The sequence below is a fragment of the Mesorhizobium sp. B1-1-5 genome (assembly GCF_006443065.1).
GTDB lineage: Bacteria > Pseudomonadota > Alphaproteobacteria > Rhizobiales > Rhizobiaceae > Mesorhizobium.
The window spans coordinates 1-17388 of sequence record NZ_VFWS01000107.1; the positions used below are offsets into that span (position 1 = coordinate 1).

The following is a 17388-nucleotide window of genomic DNA, read 5'->3' on the forward strand; positions in this document are numbered from 1 at the left end:
CGGCGATCGGCGGGCTTTTCAGGTCATTGCCGATGCGGGTCACCGCCGTTTCCATCATCCGGTAGGGCGCGGTCAGCCGGCGCAGCGACCAGATCGACATGATGACGATCAAACCGGCGATCAGCGAGTAAAGCGGCAGGCTGTCGAGGCTCAGAATCGGTCCCGCCGGCGTGATCGGTTCGGTGAAATTCAGCCACTGCCCGTCGGAAAAGCGCAGCGAGGCGGTCAGCTTGTCGCTTTGCGCGAAATCCGCGGCCAGGACCAGCAGGTCGCGCTCGACCTGGCCGACATCCTTGTTCACCGCCTGCCCGTCCGGGACATCGGCCTCCTGGGTGGCCGGATCGCGGCGCACGCGCGCATCGGTGATGCCGAACTTCGACAGGCGGCCGACCAAGATGTCCTCCAACTCGGCAAGCTGGTCGTCGCCGGCGATCGAAGAGGTGACGGCGGGCGTGTCCGAAACCGTCAGCGCATAGGTCGAGTTGAACAGGCCGGAGGCGGTCGCCTTGCGCTCTTCGGGCGTGGCGTCATGCATCAGCTGCACCAGCGAATAGGCGCGGTCGTTCAACCGGTAGAGATCGACGACGCTATTGGCGGCGGCCCGATCCCGCGCGACGATGTAAAGCGTCGTCACCTGGCTGAGCATGAGACCGGCAATGACGATGAGCAGCACCCAGACTGGCAGGGTCTGCGGCAGAAAGCGTCTCATTCGGATGTCGTCTCGGGCAGGAACTGATAGCCGCCGCTGCGCACGGTCAGGATCAGTTTCGGCGTTTTCGGATCGTCTTCCATCTTGCGGCGGAGGCGGCTCACCAGAATGTCGACGCTGCGGTCGAAGCTATAGCCGGTGTCGCCGCCGGACAGCTCGATCAGCTGCTCACGGGTAAGCACGCGCTGCGCGCTCCTGACGAAGGTCTGCAGCAGGTTGAACTCCGCCATCGTCAGCTCAACCCGGACGTCGTCGGGCGCCGTCAGGCGGCGGCGCGCGCAATCCATGGTCCAGCCGGCAAAGCGGTAGACCTGCCTGGCGGCGGGCCGACGCGGCTCGGCGCTGCCGTTGCGTCTCAGCACGGCGCGGATGCGGGCCAACAGCTCGCGCGGATCGAAGGGCTTGGGCACGTAGTCGTCGGCGCCCATTTCCAGGCCCACCACGCGGTCGGTCGTTTCGGTGACCGCGGTCAGCATGATGATCGGCGTAGTATAGTTGGCGCGGATCTCGCGGCAAAGCTCAAGTCCGCTTTTGCCGGGCAACATCACGTCGAGAACGATCAGGTCGACCGGCGTGCGGCGCAGGACCGCTTCCATCTCGGTACCGTCGCCGGCCACCGTCGTGTGCAGCCCTCGCTTCTGGAAGAACTCCTGCAGCAGGTCGCGTATGCCCTTGTCGTCGTCGACGATCAGTATGTGCGCATCGGATTTCACTCGAAACCTATCATTCTTTTGCCGGCTCTTGCTGGATATCCGTTCGAGGCAACCCACACGATAGAATTCGGGCCACATCTTGGCCAGTGGCCGCGATTGCCGTGCCGGCTGGGTTCCCAGAAACAATCCAGAAACAAAATTCTACAATCGAGAAAAACTGGTGAAAAATTTCAAGGGCATAACCGATGCCGTGGCGGTCAGATCATCGGCTGCGACGCAAGTTTCCGGAGTAACGGACAAGACCAATGCAGAGGTTCTGGATCAGCGTGATGGGTGCTTTGCTCAGCATATCGCTCATCACAGCCGCAGACGGCGCCTCCACTGCAAAGGTCGCCGCCCCGCTCACCCGGACCGAGCGCTGCACCAATCTGAGCCGTCAGGTTGACGAAGCTCTCGAAACGCATGCCGCGGCAACGCAGGTCACCGCGGCGAAGGCACTGCAAAGAAAGGGAAACCGGTTCTGCGCCAACAAGAAACAGGCACAGGGGATCCGGATGCTCGCAAATGCTTTGAAGCTGCTTGGAGTGGCACCGATCGATCCCGTTCAGTGACACTCATCCAGACCCGCAAGAAAAGGAAATGAAGCCATGAAGAAGTCCATCCTCTCCGCCCTCGGCCTCGGTGTTGCTCTCGCCTTCGCGATGCCGGCGCTCGGCAACGCGGCCGCCACGACGACCGCTGCTCCGGCTGCTTCGACCGCGACCACGACGCCTGCTCCGGCGGACAGCATGGCTGCGAAGCCGATGAAGAAAGCCGCTGCCAAGAAGGCCTGCAAAGTGACCAAGACGCACAAGTGCCCGGTCAAGAAGAAGGCGTCGGCTGCGAAGCCCGCTGCTGCTGCGAAGCCGGCTGCCAAGAAGCCCTGATCCAGCGCTCGGCGCCACTAGATGAAGCCGCTCCAGTCGATTTCGGCAGGGGCGGCTTCGGCGGGACCCCGAAACCGGCAGGTTTCCACCGCATTCAGTCTATCCTTAACCTGATTGCAATGCCGGTGCTGTAGGACAATCCGCATGAAGAAGCGGTTTTCGTCGCTGATGCGTTCGCTGACCCTCGGCGGCCTGATCGCCACCGCGGCGGCACGATCGTTGATCATCTTTACCGCAAGCCCCGTGCCGGATCCCGCCAGCGGCAGGACCGAGCCCGAGCTGTTCGCTCCGCTGATCTCCTCAAGCTTCGACTACATCACGCCGGCGCAGTCCTGGGTCCTGATCCTGCTGACCGGCTCGACCGTGATCGGCCTTGTCGGCTGGATGTTCTTCGCCTTCGTCGAACGCGGCTCCGACATGGATGGCAGTGCAGGTTCCGGCAGATCGGGCACCGCGTTGCGCCGCCAGGTCGGGCGCCAGGGCCGTTGACCCTTCGGCAGTGATTCCCCACATAGGGCTGATGGTCCAGGCCGGCATTACCCGCGCGTGGAATTGGACGTATATTTGCTGCGTGACAGAATGAGAGCGAGAGAGCCCAGTTCTCGCTGGTGGATCCGATGCCCGAAACCGTCCTCAAACCCCGCACTAAGACACAGCCGAAAACCGAGCGGCCGAAGCTCTACAAGGTCATCCTTGTCAATGACGATTTCACGCCGCGCGAGTTCGTGGTGACGGTGCTCAAGGGCGAATTCAAGCTCAGCGAGGATCAGGCGCATCGCGTCATGATCACCGCGCATACGCGCGGCGTGTGCGTCGTCGCGGTGTTTACGCGCGATATCGCCGAGACCAAGGCGACGCGGGCGACCGACGCCGGCAAGGCCAAGGGCTATCCGCTGCTGTTCACCACAGAACCGGAAGAGTAGGGGCGGAGCGCTTCCCTTCTCCCCTTGTGGGAGAAGGTGGCCGCGAAGCGGCCGGATGAGGGGTGCTCCAGGGAACGCTGACGCCTCACTCCGCTGGAACACCCCTCATCCGTCTCGGCGCTGCGCGCCGATCCACCTTCTCCCACAAGGGGAGAAGGAAGAAGGTGGCGTCACCGCCCTTCGCGATACCACATCGAGCCGATGGCGAGCAGCAGCAGGCCGAGGCCGAGGAAGCCGCCGAACAGCGGCACGCGCGACACGGCCTTGAGCGTGCTGTCGTCGGTGGTGCGCAGGCCGATCCAGTCGTCGCCCGATGCGGCCGCTGAAGAGCGGACGGGAACGATCGACGGCAGTGTCAAGCCGCCGGCGAGATTGCCGAGCGTCGACGACGGAGCCAGCCGCCGAACGCTGCCGCCGGTCGCCTCGGCGGGCGCCTTCAGCCGATCCTCGGTCGAGATCACGTCGGAAAATTCCGGCGCGTTGATCGGGCCGACATGGGCAAGCGCGGTAAGGTCGCCATTGCCGATCTGGTAAAGGCCGATCTCGCCGGTCTGCAGGCTGCCGGTGAAAATGCCGGGTTCGGCTTTCTCGAGCTTCACCGTCACCGCCTTGCCGGACGGCGTGATGACCTGGGCGGGACCGGGATCGTCGCTCATCGTCTGGCGGCGGATTTCAAGCATCATGCCGCGGCCGTCGGCGGTTAGCCGTTCTTCTTCCAGTTCCGGCTCCTTCATCAGCCAGTGGGCGATGCGGCGATAAAGCTGGACATGCGGCCCGCCGCCCTCGAAGCCGCGGGCCCACAGCCAGCCCTGATCGGACAGGAGCATGCCGACACGGCCTTCGCCCTTGCGATCGAGCAGGAGCAGGGGCCGATCGTCGGCGCCTTTCATCACCACTTCGCCTTCCGGGTTCTTGACGCCGATGGTGCGGAACCAGCGACTCCAATGCGGCGGCTCGCTTGCCGAGCCGTCGAGCCCGCGCGTCACCGGATGGCGCTGGCCGAGATCGGTCAAGCGCGGATAGAAGGCCTTGTCCACCACCTCGCCGGTCGGCATGGCCGGCAGCGCGGCATTGAGCGGCGTGCGGGCAATGGAGTTCTCGCCGGCATATTCGGGGCCGGCGGCAATCAGCAGCGCGCCGCCCTTTTCGACATATTCGGAGATGTAGTCGTAATAGAGGATCGGCAGCACGTCGCGGTGCTGGTAGCGGTCGAAGATGATCAGATCGAAATCCTTGATCTTCTCGACGAACAGCTCGCGCGTCGGGAAAGCGATCAGTGACAGCTCGTTGATCGGCGTGCCGTCCTGTTTTTCCGGCGGGCGCAGAATGGTGAAGTGGACGAGATCGACCGACGCGTCCGACTTCAAAAGGTTGCGCCAGGTGCGCTCGCCGGCATGCGGTTCGCCGGAAACCAGGAGCACGCGCAGGTTTTCGCGGATGCCGTCGACCAGGGCAATCGCCCGGTTGTTGGCGTCGGTCAGTTCGCCGGGCTCCCGGTCGATGCCGAGCTGGACGATGTTGCGGCCGGCATTGGGTATGGTGACCGAGAGCTTCATTGGCTGGCCGACGGTCGCGTGCTCGACCGAGACCTGCTCGCCATTGACCGAGACGCGCACGTCCACCGGAGCACCATCGCCTTCCGTCGAGATGACGCGGTAGGTCATGTCGAGCGGCTTGCCGACGAGACCGAAGCGCGGCGCGTTCTCGAAGCGGATGCGGCGGTCCTTCTCATGCTCGTTGCCGGTGATCAGCGCATGCAGCGGCGCGTTGAACTCCGGCGCGCCGGCCGGCGCATCATGCACCTCGCCATCGGTGATCATGATCGCGCCGCCGATGCGCGACGGCGGCACGTCACGGAAGGCGCCCTCCAGCGCGCTGAACAGCCTGGTCTCGGTGCGCTCGTCGGCGGCTTCGGACTTGCCGGCCTCGACGACGCGGACATCGAACTGCTTGAAGCGGGCAAGACGCTGCTGCAGGCCGGCCAGCGCTTCGTCGGTCTGCTTGGTGCGGTCGCCGATGTCCTGGCTCTGGCTGCGGTCGACGACGAGGGCGACGACGCTCTTCAGCGCCTCGCGCTCCTCGGCGAGGAAAACAGGATTGAGCAATGAAGCGGCGAGCGCGAGCAGCGCGATGAAGCGAAGCGCCGAGCCGCGTTGGCGGAACCACAGGCCGACAAGCGCCAGCAAAAGCAGCGGCACGAAGAGCAGGCCGAAGAGCGGCCAGGAGAGAAGCGGTTCGAAGGAGAGCGACCAGTTCATGCGCTACTGCCCCAGACGTTCGAGCAGCACGGGCACATGCACCTGATCGGACTTGTAGTTGCCGGTCAGCATATACATCATGATGTTGACGCCGGCGCGCAGCGCGTAGATGCGCTGCATCGGATCCGGCGGCACGGTCGGCAGCATCGGATCGCCGTTCTCGTCGATGGCCCAGGCGCCGGCGAAATCATTGGCGGTGATCATGATCGGCGAGACGCCGTCGCCGGTGCGCACGGGGCGGTTCTCGGTGTTGCTGGCGTCGAGCGAGGCCTCGACCCAGAGCGGGCTGCCGTTGAAGCGGCCTGGGAATTCCGGAAGGATGAAGAAGGATTTGGTCAGCACGTGGTCCGACGGCACCGGCTCCAGCGGCGGCACGTTGAGATTACCCAGGATGTCGCGCAGCCGCTCGGTCGCCGGGCTTGCCGAGCCGGCGCCGATGCCGTTCGAAAACTGGTCGCGCGTATCGAACAGAACCGTGCCGCCCTGCTGCATATAGGCGTCGATGCGGGCGATCGCCGCCTGGCTGGGCATAGGCGCCGTCGCATCGATCGGCCAATAGATCAGCGGGAAGAAGGACAGCTCGTCCTTGGCGATGTCGACGCCGGCCGGCGGGCCGGGCTCAAGCGCGGTCTTCTCGATCAGGAAACGGGTGAGGCCCTCGAGGCCGGCGCGGCTGATCGAATCGACGCCGGGCTCGCCGGTGATCACATAGGCGATGCGGGTTTTCGAAATATCCTCGATCGCCTGGGTGTCGCCGGGCTTGGAATCGTCGGCGCGGGCAAGATCGGCATGGCCGAAGAGGCCGCCCAGCACGACTAGGACCGCCGCGGCGGTCGCCGCCGTGCCTGCGCGGCGCGGCCGGCGCGTCAGCAGGCCGCCCATCCAGAACACGGCCAAGGTGTCGAGCACCATCAACAGGAGCGCGATGGCGACCAATGGCCCCTTGAGATTCTCCGATTCGTCGAAGGCGTAGGGGATAGCAGTCACCGGCAGCGAAACCTGCGGGCGCGCCAGCGGCGCGAATGTGCTCGAAGCATCGAGAAGATTATGAGCGAACACGCCGGTCTCCGAGCCGTAAAGGCCCGGCGGGTTTTCCAGCGTCACCGGCAGCGGACCGGCGCCGGGCACCAGCGGCCGCGCATCCGGCGAGGGCGGCGTCAGCGTGCCGTCGGCACCGATCATGCGATAGGGGGCGAGCGACGCGGCGGTGGCCTCGGCATTGGCGATCGCGGCGCCCTGGTTGCGCGACAATTGCACGACACGCCGCAGCATCTCGACGAAGCTGCCGGAGATCGGCAGGTTCGACCAGGTCGCCTCGGGCGTGACATGGAAGAGCACCAGCGTGCCCTTGTCCTTCTTCATGCCCGTCACTAACGGCGTGCCGTCGGCAAGCGTGGCCCAGGTACGCTCGACGATGTCGGGCGTCGGCTCGGCCAGGACCTGCCGGCTGACCGTCACCTCGGAGGGCGGGGAAAGATCGGCAAAGGGACCGCTCTTCGGGAATTCGGTCACTGCCTGCGGCGTCGTCCACGACAGCGCGCCGCCCAGCGCGCGCTCGCCGCTGCGCAGCCTGACCGGCAAAAGGTCGTCGTCATTGCCGGCCGCCGCAAGGCGGGGACCGGCAAAACGGACCAGCGTGCCGCCCTTGTCGACCCAGTCGACCAGCCGCTGCTTGACCTGCGCCGGGATGGTGCCGACGTCGGCCATGATGATCATCGCCGGCTTCTGGTCGAGAAGCTGCGGAATGGCGTCGGCGAGATCGGCGCTCGACGGCTCGACTAGGTCGGCAAAGGGCTGCAGGGCGCGGCGGATGTAATAGAGCGGCGACAGAAGCGGCTGCGCCTGGTCGGCCTCGGCCTGCGACAGAAGGCCGACGCGGCGGCGTTTCGAGCTCTCGTCCAGCACGCGCACGGCGCCGGCCTGGTGCTCGCCGTCCAGCGCGATCGAAGCGAAATCGTTGCGCAGCTCGAACGGGACCGCCATTGTTCCCGTGGCAGTGGCTTCGCCCGGCGCGAAGGTCAGCGTCGCATCGGCGATGCGGCGGCCCTTGTCGTCGAAGGCGCCAGCGGTGACCTGCGCCGGCGCCGGATTGCCCGGCGCGCGAATGGCGGTCAAAGCAAAACCATCGACCTGGTTGTCGGCGCCGATCAGGCCGGTCACGGAAGGCCGGTCGGACGTGGCCCAGACCAGCCGTTTTGCGTTGTTTTCGAGCAGCGTCCTGAAAGCGGCCTCGTCGCCTTTGGCGGCAAGCCCATCGGCGAGCACGGCAACGCTGGCGCCCGGCAGACGCTCCAACGCGGAGGCGACGCGGGCGTAGACGGCGGGCCTGTCGGTGGGAATTGGCCGCGGCTTGGCGGCGCGCAGGTGATCGAGCGCGGCCGAGGCGTCGAAAGGACCGATCTCGGTGTTGGGCTTCTCGGCGGTGAAGGCGATGACGACCGGCACGCCGTTCGAGCCGGCATCTGCGATCAGCCGCTCGGCGGTGGCCACGCGCTTGTTCCAGTCGGCGGCGCTCGCCCAGCCATTGTCGACGACAAGCGCCAGGGCGGCGCCTTCCGCCGGCAGTTTTTCGCGCGGATTGAAGACCGGCTCGGCCAGCGCCATCACGATGAGCGCCGCCATCAGCAAGCGAAGCAGCGTCAGCCACCATGGGCTTTGCTGCGGGGTTTCTTCGCGCCTCAAGACCCGAGCGAGGATTCTCAGCGGCGGGAAGACCTCCGTCTGCGGCCTGCGCGGGGTGAGGCGCAGCAGCCACCAGATCACCGGCAGGGCCAGAAGGCCCCACAGCACCATGGGCGCCCCGAAGGAAAGCGGCAGCCAGCTCATGCGACCGACCTTCCGAAATTGGTGCCGTCGGCGGTCATCGCCATGTGGACGCGTACCAGCGCCTCGGAGGCGAGGCGGTCGGTGTGGTTGACGGTGTAGCTCCAGCCGAGACGCTTGCACCAGGCGGCCAGTTCGTCGCGGCGGGCCTTGTAAAGCAGGCGGTATTCCTCGGTCAGCATCTCGGCGCGGCCGGCGGTCAGCTTGTCGCCGGTCTCGGGATCAGTGAACTCGGTGCGGCCGGCATAGGGGAAGGTTTCCTCGGCCGGATCGGCCACCTCGATCAGATGCGCGCGCACGCCGTGGCGGGCGAGCACGTCGAGCCATGCCATCGTTTCCTCGACCGGATCGAGGAAATCGCTGACCAGCACGATGTCGCAGAAGCGGCGGATGGCCGACAGATCCGGCTTGGCGGGAAGCGCGGCGGAGTGGCCGAGCTGGGCGGCGATGCGTTCGGCGCCATTGCGGGCGGTGAACGGGTCCGTCAGGCCCGGCCAGGCGATGCGCTCGCCGCTGCGCGACAAGAGCTCGGCCAGGGCGAGCGCCAGCACCAGCGCGCGCGATTGCTTGGAGACGCTTGCCGCGGCGGATTTGTAGAGCATGGAAGGCGAGGGGTCGGCCCAGAGCCAGACGGTGTGCGCGGCTTCCCATTCGCGGTCGCGCACATAGGTGTGGTCGTCCCTGGCGGAGCGGCGCCAGTCGATGCGCGAGGAATCGCCTTCGACATAGGGCCGGAACTGCCAGAAATTCTCGCCGATGCCGCGCTTGCGGCGGCCATGCCAGCCGGCGATCACCGTGTTGACGATACGGCGCGCCTCGACCAGCAGGTCCGGCACCAATGAAGCCCGCAACCGGCCGCGGGCGAGCGCGTCGCGCGTCGCAACCGGTGCCTGGACCTCGCCTATTCGACCCATCAGATGCCTTTTGCCAGCTTCGCCACCACGTCGCGCACGGAAGTGCCTTCGGCGCGGGCGGCGAAAGTCAGCGCCATGCGATGCTGCAGCACCGGTTCGGCCAAGGCGCGAACGTCGTCGACCGAAGGCGCCAACCTGCCATCATATAGGGCGCGGGCGCGGGCGCACAGGGTCAGCGCCTGGCTGGCGCGGGGGCCCGGCCCCCAGGCGACGTGCTTGTCGGTCTCGGCATTGCCCTGGCCGGGCCGGGCCGAGCGCACCAGCTTGAGGATCGCCTCGACGACGCTTTCCGGCACCGGCATGCGGCGGATCAGCGTCTGGATTTCCCTCAGCCGTGCCGACTGCAGCACATTGTCGGCCTTGGCTTCGTCGACGCCGGTGGTTTCCAGCAGGATGCGGCGTTCCGCCTCGATCTCCGGATAGAGGATGTCGACCTGCATCAGGAAACGGTCGAGCTGAGCCTCGGGGAGCGGATAGGTGCCTTCCTGTTCCAGCGGGTTCTGCGTCGCAAGCACGTGGAAGGGCGCCGGCAGGTCGTGGCGGGCGCCGGCGATGGTGACGTGATATTCCTGCATCGCCTGCAGCAGCGCCGATTGCGTGCGCGGCGAAGCGCGGTTGATCTCGTCGGCCATCAGCAATTGCGTGAAGATCGGCCCGGAAATGAAGCGGAAGGACCGCTTGCCGAACTCGTCCTGCTCCATCACCTCGGAGCCGAGGATGTCCGAAGGCATCAGGTCGGGCGTGAACTGGACGCGGCGCGAATCGAGGCCAAGCACGATACCCAGTGTCTCGACCAGCTTGGTCTTGGCGAGGCCCGGCACGCCGACCAGCAGCGCATGACCGCCGGCCAGCAGCGCCACCAGCGTGCGCTCGACGACCGCCTCCTGGCCGAAGATCACCCTGCCGACCGCGTCGCGGATCCTGGAGATATCGGCCAGCGCCTTTTCGGCTTCCTCGATCATCGCTTTTTCGCTGATCGGGCTTTCCTTGATCATCACGCTCATGCCGTTCGATCCTTGTGGTTGGAAATGCCGGCCTGCACTCTCGATGCCGCAGAATGCCGCGATTCGGCCTCACCTGGCGCCTGTAATTGAACTTAAATCACAGACTCGGGCGGACAAGGCTGACAATCGGGACAACAGTGACTATTTCGTGACCATGGCCGAACGCAGCGAACATCGTGAACAAACGCCCGACGAACAGAGCGCTGGCGAGCACAGCTTGAGCAAACAGAGTATGATCGGCGCCACAGAGGCGCGCGGCCTGGAGGCGCTGATCTCCCGCGCGGCCCGGGCCGGCAAGGGGCCGGCGCCGGTCGAGCGCTGGAATCCGGAGTTCTGCGGCGACCTCGACATGGAGATCAAGGCCGACGGGACCTGGTTCTATCTCGGCACGCCGATCGGCCGCATGCCGCTGGTGCAGCTCTTTTCCAGCGTGTTGCGCAAGGATGCCGACGGCAAGACCTATCTGGTGACGCCGGTCGAGCGGGTCGGGATCCGCGTCGTCGACGCGCCCTTCATCGCCGTCGAAATGAACGTGTCCGGGAGCGGGAAAGATCAGGTCGTCACCTTCCGCACGAATGTCGGCGATGTCGTCGCCGCCGGCCCCGGCCATGCGCTGCGCTTCGTCGACGAGGACGAAACCGGCGGACTGAAACCCTATGTGCTGGTGCGCGGACGACTGGAAGCGCTGGTGGCGCGTCCGGTGATGTATGAACTGGTCGAACATGGCGAGGAGATCGACATCGGCGGCAAGGCGATGTTCGCCATCCGCTCGGGCGGCGAGGTCTATCCGATCATGCCGGCCGAGAAGCTGAAGCGGCTGAGCGCGTGATGGACCAGGTGACGCCGGCGGCATTTTCGGTCGCGGATTTTCGGACGCGCGTCGCGGCGCAGGCAGCGATCGTTCCCGGCGACGATTTCGGCGACCATCGCTTCAATCCCGGCCATCCCAGGCTCAAACACCTCAAGCCGTTGCGCGACGCGGCGGTGCTGATTCCCGTGGTCGACCGCGCCGAGGGCGCCATGGTGCTGCTCACCAAGCGCGCCGAGAAGCTGCGCAGCCATTCCGGCCAGGTCGCCTTTCCAGGCGGCACCATCGATGCGACCGATGCAAGCCCCGAGGCAACCGCTTTGCGCGAGACCTTCGAGGAGATCGGCCTCGAACGGGATTTCGTCGAGATCATCGGCCGGATGCCCGACTACGTCGCCGGCAGCGGCTACCGCATCGTGCCGGTGCTTGCCATCGTGCGCCAGGGTTTTTCGCTGACGCTCAATGCCGATGAGGTCGACGCGGCTTTCGAGGTGCCCCTGAGTTTCCTGATGGATCCGGCCAACCATGCGCGCGACAGCCGCATGTGGAACGAGCTCGAATGGTTCTTCTACGAGATGCCCTATGGCGGCCAGCGTATCTGGGGCGTCACCGCCGGCATCATCCGCACGCTCTATGAAAGGCTTTATGGTTGACCGCTGAGGCGTCACTCTCGGGCAGGGCCGATTGGCTGGCCGACAAGCATCTGCAGAAGCTTCTTGCCGCGCTGAAGCAGGGCGGCGAGGAAGCGCGTGTCGCCGGCGGCGCGGTGCGCAATGCGCTGATCGGCCAGCCGGTCGCCGACATCGACATCGCCGCAACCACCGTGCCCGAGGAAACGGTCCGGCGCGCCGAGGCGGCCGGTTTCAAGACGGTGCCGACAGGCATCGAGCATGGCACGATCACGGTGATCGCCGGCGGCAAGCCTTATGAGGTGACGACGCTCAGGGCCGATATCGAGACCGACGGCCGGCGGGCAAAGGTGATCTTCGGGCGCGACTGGAAAGCGGACGCCGAACGGCGCGATTTCACCATCAACGCGCTCTACGCCGAAGCGGACGGAACGGTCGTCGATCTCGTCGGCGGTGTCGCCGATATAAAGGCGCGGCGGCTGCGTTTCATCGGCGACGCGGAGGCGCGCATCCGCGAGGATTATCTGCGCATCCTGCGCTTTTTCCGTTTCTTTGCCTGGTATGGCGACGGACGGCCGGACGCGGAAGGGCTGAAGGCCTGTGCCAGGCTGAAGGACGGGCTTGCCCGGCTTTCGGCCGAACGCGTCTGGTCCGAGCTGAAGAAGCTGCTGTCGGCTCCCGATCCCTCGCGCGCGCTCTTGTGGATGCGCCAGGCCGGCGTGCTCACCGCCGTGCTGCCGGAAAGCGAGAAATGGGGCATCGACGCCATCCATGGCCTGGTCAGGGCTGGAAAGGATCTCGGCTGGGCCGCCGATCCTGTGCTGAGGCTGGAGGCGATCGTCCCGCCCGATGCCGTGCGCATGAAGACGCTTGGCGAGCGGCTGCGATTGTCGAACGACGAGGCCGGCCGCCTGCGGCATTGGGCGGTGACCATCGCGCCGGATGCCAAGGTGACCGAGACCGAGCTGGCCAAGAAACTCTATTACGGCGATCGCAACGGCTATGTCGACCGCATTCGGCTGGCGCTTGCCGCCGCGCGGACGCGCGCAGTCGAGGACAATCAGGCAATGATGGAAGCCGGCGGGTTTTTACGCCTGCTCAATTTCACGCTGAGATGGGAAAAGCCGGTGTTTCCGATAAAAGGCGCCGACCTGACCGCGTTTGGCGCGTCGCCGGGACCGAAGCTCGGCGCCACGCTGAAGAACCTCGAGAAGGAATGGGTCGGGTCCGGCTTCACCCTGGAACGCGGCGTGCTGATGGAGCGCGCCGCGCAGGCTCTAGTGATCTAGACGGGCCGGAACGGCCGGTGCCTGTCAATGTATGGCCACAGGAGCGAGAGCGCGCGAGAGACTTGCTTCGCCCTTGCCGTAGACGGACGGGTCGTAATTGACCAGCGTGTCGGTGCGGGCCGTGTTGAGCAGGTCGTTCGTGATCTGCACGGGCGTCGCCTTGGTGAACTTGCTGCCGATGATCGCAGCATAGCCGGAAATGATCGGCGCGGCGAAAGACGTTCCGTAGAGCCCGGTCTTGTCACCCTCGACGCCGACCACCAGGAAGTGGCTCTGCACAGCCTGGTTGGAGCCGGCATAATTGGAATACCAGGCGAGCTGGGCCTTGTTGGCTGTGGTTCCGTTCGTCGACAGCGCGCCGACGAAGATCGCGGTCGGTTTGCCGATCAAAGCAAGGTCGAGATAGTCCTGCTGGCCACCAGTGACCCCGCCGACGGCGACCGCGTCGTTGCCGGCCGCCTTCGAGACGATGGCCGAACCTTTCGTGGCGTAGGAGATGATCGAGGACTCCTCTGGAGCCCACCAGATCTGGTTCGCGCTGTAGCCTGCGGTCGTGTACATGCCGTAGCTCAGGTTCAGCACGTTACGGCCGCTCGCCAGCGAAACGGCCGTGCCCGTCGAGAAATCCTTGGAGCGGATGGTCGCGGCCGGAGCAATCATGCTTGCCTCCTCGCGCGTCCATTCGCCGTGTCGCTGGGTCTGCACGCCGATCCCGAAATTGCCGGAAAAGCGCGAGGTGCTGCTGAAGTCGTCGACCATCGTGATGGTGACGCCCGCGCCCTTGTAGCCGGCGGCCCATGCGGCGCCGACGTCGCGGCTCATCCAGTTCTGCACCGTTTGGGTCGTCGCCCTTACGGCCGGTATCCTTGCGCTCACGCAGATGGAGCCGCCGCCATGGCAGAGCGCGGCCGTCTCGTCCGCGCCGAGGCCCTCCTGCGCCGAGGCAACGGGCGCCGAAAGGATGGCGATGGCGGCAACGAGGCCGAATTTCAGGTGACCAGCAGACATGTTCCAACTCCAGCCAAACAAGAACCAGGACGGGCGATCGCGCGTTTCGGGTCGAGATGGATTTTTCATTCGCGGCCTCCCGGCGATCAGAAAGTGAGACGATAATTCAGCCACAGATGCATGCTCTCGGGCTTGGCGCTAACCAGGTATTTCAGGGTTTCCTGCGGCGCCATCTCACCGGCCGCGAGCCGGCAATTGACGCTGTAGGAGCCCAGATCCCCGTAGTCGGCCAAGCAAGATTTCTCGGTGAGGTTTCCGCCGATGACCGACGTTACGGACAGGGACAGGGTGCTGTTCGGATTCGGATGCGCCTGGGTGAGGAAACCGAGCTTCAGGCTGGGCCCGATACTGTATTTGTTGCCTTGTTCGCCGGTCCCGAACCCCCAAAGGATGCCGGTGTTTTCGGTAACCTGGGTGAGCAGGTCGACATGCATGTCCACCCAGTTCGTGTGGTACCATTGGTTGAACGAGACCCAGCTTCCATTCTGCAGCTCATAACCGCCGGCGCCGAGCCCTCTGGCACGGTCGCTCAGCGGCGACCCCTGATGCATGCCGATCAGCGAGGTGGTCGTCATTTCCTGGGCGGTCGCGGGAGTCGCGCCCAGACATGCGCATAGCAGCAGCGCCGCCCCGCGTGATATGCCCCTCTTGCCGGATCGTTCGCGCATGCGCGAAACACCTCGCCCCACCGATCCGGTCAGCGCCTTGGGTGGCGGCGAGTTTCTCGGCCAGCCCCTGCAGCCGGATCATTTGTCCGACGGTGGCACGAATTCCGTTACCGCAAACTTAAATGAGACGACTCGAATATAAGTATCTGTTTGAAATGCCGGGCCGGTCCGGACCTTCCGGATCGACTCAGGCAAATTGGTTCGCAACTCGCGATGGAACATGCTCAGGCCCTGAGCAATCCTGATTTCGCTGCCGGTCGACTGTTCGAAGGTGAGGAGTCCCTCAGGCTGCGTCGCGGGTCTTCTGGATGCGGGAACGTATCGCCTCGATCATCGTCTCGCGGATGACGGTTTCGCCATGCGTCTCGCGCATGTGCTCGACGGCACGGCGCATCACCTCGGCTTCTTCTTCGGCACGCGTATGCCAGTCACAGCCGGGGACAAGCGACCCGCATTGGAATTCCTTCATGGGACTTTCCTTTCCTCGTTCTGCTGGAAAACCATAACACATGCGACCGGTTTCGGTTGCATCGAAGCCCGCGGCCAACTGCTTTTCTCTTCAAAAAGGAAGGCGGAGCAGTGCTGCCCCGCCTTCCTTGCCGCCTGAGAACTCGATCTGCCTTTGACGGGCAGGCCGTCACTTCATGATCTTGACGGCCTCGGCAATCTTGTTCTTGCCGCTCATATCCCAGGAGACGCGAACCTTCTCGCCGGCCTGGATGCCGGGATCCTTGAAGGCCTTGGACAGGGTGAAGGTCGATCCGTCGTCCAGAACAAGGCTCATGGCCGTTCCGTCAAAGCTCTTGACCGTACCGGTGGTGTGCTTGACCGCAGCGAACGCGGCGCCACCGGAGGCGAGAAAGGCAGCGGTCGCTGCCGTCACGATAAGCTTGCGCATGGCAGGCTCTCCTGGAAATGCGGGCACCGTTTGGGAGGCACCCGTCTCGTTCAGGGCCGTCAAGTCGCGTCGGGTCGCGGCCGACGGGAGACAAGTGATCTCCATTTCGGCCGCCGGCGCTTCCCGGCCCGACGACCTTAAATAGCTCAATTTTTTCAAAACGATATTAGACGAAAAAGAAACCCGGCCCGCCACATTGCGCGCCAAGATTCGGCGAATGGGACAGCAATGCGGCCATCGCCGCGCTCACCGGATCGTTACGGCCATTTTACCTCGGGCGGCAGGCTGGACAGGATCGAGGCGACATTGCCGCCAGTCTTCAGGCCGAAGATGGTGCCGCGATCGTGAAGCAAGTTGAATTCGACGTAGCGGCCGCGCCGGATGAGCTGTTCGTCGCGCTCGCCGTCAGTCCAGTTCCGGTTGAAGTTGCCCCGCACCAGATGGGCATAGACGACGAGAAAAGAACGTCCGACATCCTGGACGAAATTGAGATCGGCGTCCCAGCCGCCCCTGTCCTCGTCAGAATGCAGCCAGTCGAAGAAGATGCCGCCGATGCCGCGCGGCTCGTTGCGGTGCGGCAGGAAGAAATACTCGTCGCACCAGGATTTGAATTTGGGATAGTCGGCGACGGCGGCGTTCTTCTCGCAGGCGAACTGCATGGCGCGATGGAAGGCGATCGTGTCGGGATCGTCCTGGGTGCGGCGGCGGTCGAGCACCGGCGTCAGATCGGCGCCGCCACCGAACCACTGGCGCGTGGTGACGACCATGCGGGTATTCATGTGCACGGCCGGCACGTTGGGGTTCCAGGGATGTGCTATCAGCGAGATGCCGCTCGCCCAGAAGCGCGGGTCTTCCTCGGCGCCGGGAATCTGCTTCCTGAACTCGGGCGAGAATTCGCCATGGACGGTCGAGGTGTGGACGCCGACCTTCTCGAAGACGCGGCCGCGCATCATCGACATGGTGCCGCCGCCGCCGCGGCCCTCGTCGCGCTCCCAGGGGGTCTTCTCGAAATGGCCGGGCGACCATGACGCTTGCGGGCCGGTGAGTTCCTGCTCGATCTGCTCGAAAGTGGCGCAGATGCGCTCGCGCAAGGCCTCGAACCACAGACGTGCCTTCATCTTCTTCTGCTCGATGTCGGCCGGCAGGCCCACGGGAAGGTCAGGTCTTTCCAATTCGGTCTCCAGTCGCAGGCGCGCTTGCCTGACAAATGACTCGTCTTTTCAGGGCGCGATCCCTAATCTCTTGAGAGGAAGGGTCAAGTCCTGTCTGACCAAGGTGCAAGGGAGTTCGTTCGTGCGCACCCCGGCAAGACCGCCGCTGGATGGCTTACGCAAGAGGCTGGAGCGCTCACGGGCTGAGCGCGAAAACCAGCCGCGCGACGGTTTCCTGCGCGAAACCTTCGTGCTGCCGCGCCCGGATGCGCGCCTGAAGGCCAAGGAGTGGTTCGAGCGTTTTCCGAAACAGGCCTACTGGACCGAGATCGAAAGCTGGTTCGAGCGCCCGGGCGACGTGATCGAGTTTACCATGCGGCGGCTGCCGGCGGCGGATTGAGGTGCATTGATATTCAGGTGAGGCCGGCCTGCAAACGGCGGCTTCCCGCGCTTCCGGCCTTCGCCGGCCGAAGCGCTTGTGAGTGGCGCGGCAGCTAGGTTAAGGCTACGGTCGGCATAGGCCGGTGCTCACGTACTTCACGCTCCGCTCCGGCCTTCGCCGGCCGAAGCCCTCATAAGTGTCTCCGCTCTATGAAGGCTACGGCCGGCGTAGGCCGGTTCTCGGAAGCCACCATTTTCGACTCGGCCTGACCTGAATCTCAATGCACCTTGGCGACAGACTGTCAGCGCACCGCCAGCCGTCTCGCCCCCGGCCCCTCCTTGGCCA

Annotated in this window: 18 protein-coding genes and 1 pseudogene; 8 read left to right on the forward strand and 11 right to left on the reverse strand. The window is 65.1% G+C overall.

Features of this window, described 5'->3' with window-relative positions:
• Together FJ980_RS23825 and FJ980_RS23830 are read right to left on the reverse strand one after the other, a co-directional pair.
• Positions 1-709 (reverse strand): annotated as a pseudogene (locus FJ980_RS23825) (osmolarity sensor protein EnvZ); the annotation flags it as partial.
• Complete coding sequence (locus FJ980_RS23830; RefSeq protein WP_140546182.1) at positions 706-1422, reverse strand: response regulator transcription factor; 717 nt, start codon at positions 1420-1422, stop codon at positions 706-708. The pseudogene FJ980_RS23825 and the gene FJ980_RS23830, both read right to left, overlap by 4 nt.
• A gap of 245 nt (positions 1423-1667) precedes the next feature.
• Between FJ980_RS23830 and FJ980_RS23835 the strand changes: the two genes are divergently transcribed.
• From FJ980_RS23835 to clpS, 4 genes are all read left to right on the forward strand, one after another.
• On the forward strand, positions 1668-1973 hold the full coding sequence (locus FJ980_RS23835; protein WP_140546183.1) for a hypothetical protein: 306 nt from the start codon (positions 1668-1670) through the stop codon (positions 1971-1973).
• A 36-nt stretch (positions 1974-2009) separates the two neighbouring features.
• Positions 2010-2288, forward strand: coding sequence for a hypothetical protein (locus tag FJ980_RS23840; protein WP_140546184.1), 279 nt, complete (start codon positions 2010-2012; stop codon positions 2286-2288).
• 144 nt (positions 2289-2432) lie between these two features.
• Complete coding sequence (locus FJ980_RS23845; protein ID WP_140546185.1) at positions 2433-2777, forward strand: hypothetical protein; 345 nt, start codon at positions 2433-2435, stop codon at positions 2775-2777.
• Between the two features lie 128 nt (positions 2778-2905).
• Positions 2906-3211, forward strand: coding sequence for an ATP-dependent Clp protease adapter ClpS (clpS, locus tag FJ980_RS23850; RefSeq protein ID WP_140546186.1), 306 nt, complete (start codon positions 2906-2908; stop codon positions 3209-3211).
• A gap of 170 nt (positions 3212-3381) precedes the next feature.
• Here clpS and FJ980_RS23855 read toward each other — a convergent pair whose 3' ends face one another.
• From FJ980_RS23855 to FJ980_RS23870, 4 genes are read right to left on the reverse strand one after another with little or no spacing between them, the layout of a single operon-like run.
• Positions 3382-5469: a hypothetical protein gene (locus FJ980_RS23855; protein ID WP_140546187.1), complete on the reverse strand. Its 2088-nt coding sequence runs from the start codon at positions 5467-5469 to the stop codon at positions 3382-3384.
• Positions 5470-5472: 3 nt separating this feature from the next.
• Entirely contained in the window at positions 5473-8295 is a 2823-nt protein-coding gene (locus FJ980_RS23860) for a DUF4159 domain-containing protein (RefSeq protein WP_140546188.1), read from the reverse strand.
• Positions 8292-9206, reverse strand: a complete 915-nt coding sequence (locus FJ980_RS23865) for a DUF58 domain-containing protein (RefSeq protein WP_140546189.1) — start codon at positions 9204-9206, stop codon at positions 8292-8294. The genes FJ980_RS23860 and FJ980_RS23865 overlap by 4 nt, the downstream gene beginning before the upstream one ends.
• Positions 9206-10210, reverse strand: a complete 1005-nt coding sequence (locus tag FJ980_RS23870) for a MoxR family ATPase (RefSeq protein ID WP_140546190.1) — start codon at positions 10208-10210, stop codon at positions 9206-9208. The genes FJ980_RS23865 and FJ980_RS23870 overlap by 1 nt, the downstream gene beginning before the upstream one ends.
• 232 nt (positions 10211-10442) lie before the next feature.
• Here FJ980_RS23870 and FJ980_RS23875 point away from each other — a divergent pair, with 232 nt between their 5' ends.
• From FJ980_RS23875 to FJ980_RS23885, 3 genes are read left to right on the forward strand one after another with little or no spacing between them, the layout of a single operon-like run.
• Positions 10443-11039 carry a DUF1285 domain-containing protein gene (locus FJ980_RS23875; protein WP_140546198.1) on the forward strand — a complete coding sequence of 199 codons (597 nt, stop codon included), beginning with the start codon at positions 10443-10445 and terminating at the stop codon, positions 11037-11039.
• Positions 11039-11671, forward strand: a complete 633-nt coding sequence (locus FJ980_RS23880) for a CoA pyrophosphatase (protein WP_140546191.1) — start codon at positions 11039-11041, stop codon at positions 11669-11671. Before FJ980_RS23875 ends, FJ980_RS23880 begins: the two co-directional genes overlap by 1 nt.
• Positions 11668-12936 carry a CCA tRNA nucleotidyltransferase gene (locus tag FJ980_RS23885; protein WP_140546192.1) on the forward strand — a complete coding sequence of 423 codons (1269 nt, stop codon included), beginning with the start codon at positions 11668-11670 and terminating at the stop codon, positions 12934-12936. The genes FJ980_RS23880 and FJ980_RS23885 overlap by 4 nt, the downstream gene beginning before the upstream one ends.
• Before the next feature lie 24 nt (positions 12937-12960).
• On the opposite strand, the gene FJ980_RS23890 is transcribed toward FJ980_RS23885, so the two are convergent.
• The 5 genes from FJ980_RS23890 to hemF form a co-directional block, all read right to left on the reverse strand.
• On the reverse strand, positions 12961-13944 hold the full coding sequence (locus FJ980_RS23890) for a S8/S53 family peptidase (RefSeq protein WP_140546193.1): 984 nt from the start codon (positions 13942-13944) through the stop codon (positions 12961-12963).
• A gap of 86 nt (positions 13945-14030) precedes the next feature.
• Positions 14031-14612, reverse strand: coding sequence for a hypothetical protein (locus tag FJ980_RS23895; protein ID WP_140546194.1), 582 nt, complete (start codon positions 14610-14612; stop codon positions 14031-14033).
• A 283-nt stretch (positions 14613-14895) separates the two neighbouring features.
• Entirely contained in the window at positions 14896-15081 is a 186-nt protein-coding gene (locus FJ980_RS23900; protein WP_140546195.1) for a DUF1059 domain-containing protein, read from the reverse strand.
• A 168-nt stretch (positions 15082-15249) separates the two neighbouring features.
• Positions 15250-15510 (reverse strand): DUF1344 domain-containing protein, encoded by a 261-nt coding sequence (locus FJ980_RS23905; RefSeq protein WP_140546196.1) that lies wholly within the window; start codon positions 15508-15510, stop codon positions 15250-15252.
• A gap of 257 nt (positions 15511-15767) precedes the next feature.
• Entirely contained in the window at positions 15768-16682 is a 915-nt protein-coding gene (gene hemF / locus FJ980_RS23910) for an oxygen-dependent coproporphyrinogen oxidase (RefSeq protein WP_140546197.1), read from the reverse strand.
• Positions 16683-16803: 121 nt separating this feature from the next.
• Here hemF and FJ980_RS23915 point away from each other — a divergent pair, with 121 nt between their 5' ends.
• Positions 16804-17061, forward strand: a complete 258-nt coding sequence (locus tag FJ980_RS23915; RefSeq protein WP_095766723.1) for a hypothetical protein — start codon at positions 16804-16806, stop codon at positions 17059-17061.
• Positions 17062-17388 lie beyond the last annotated feature (327 nt).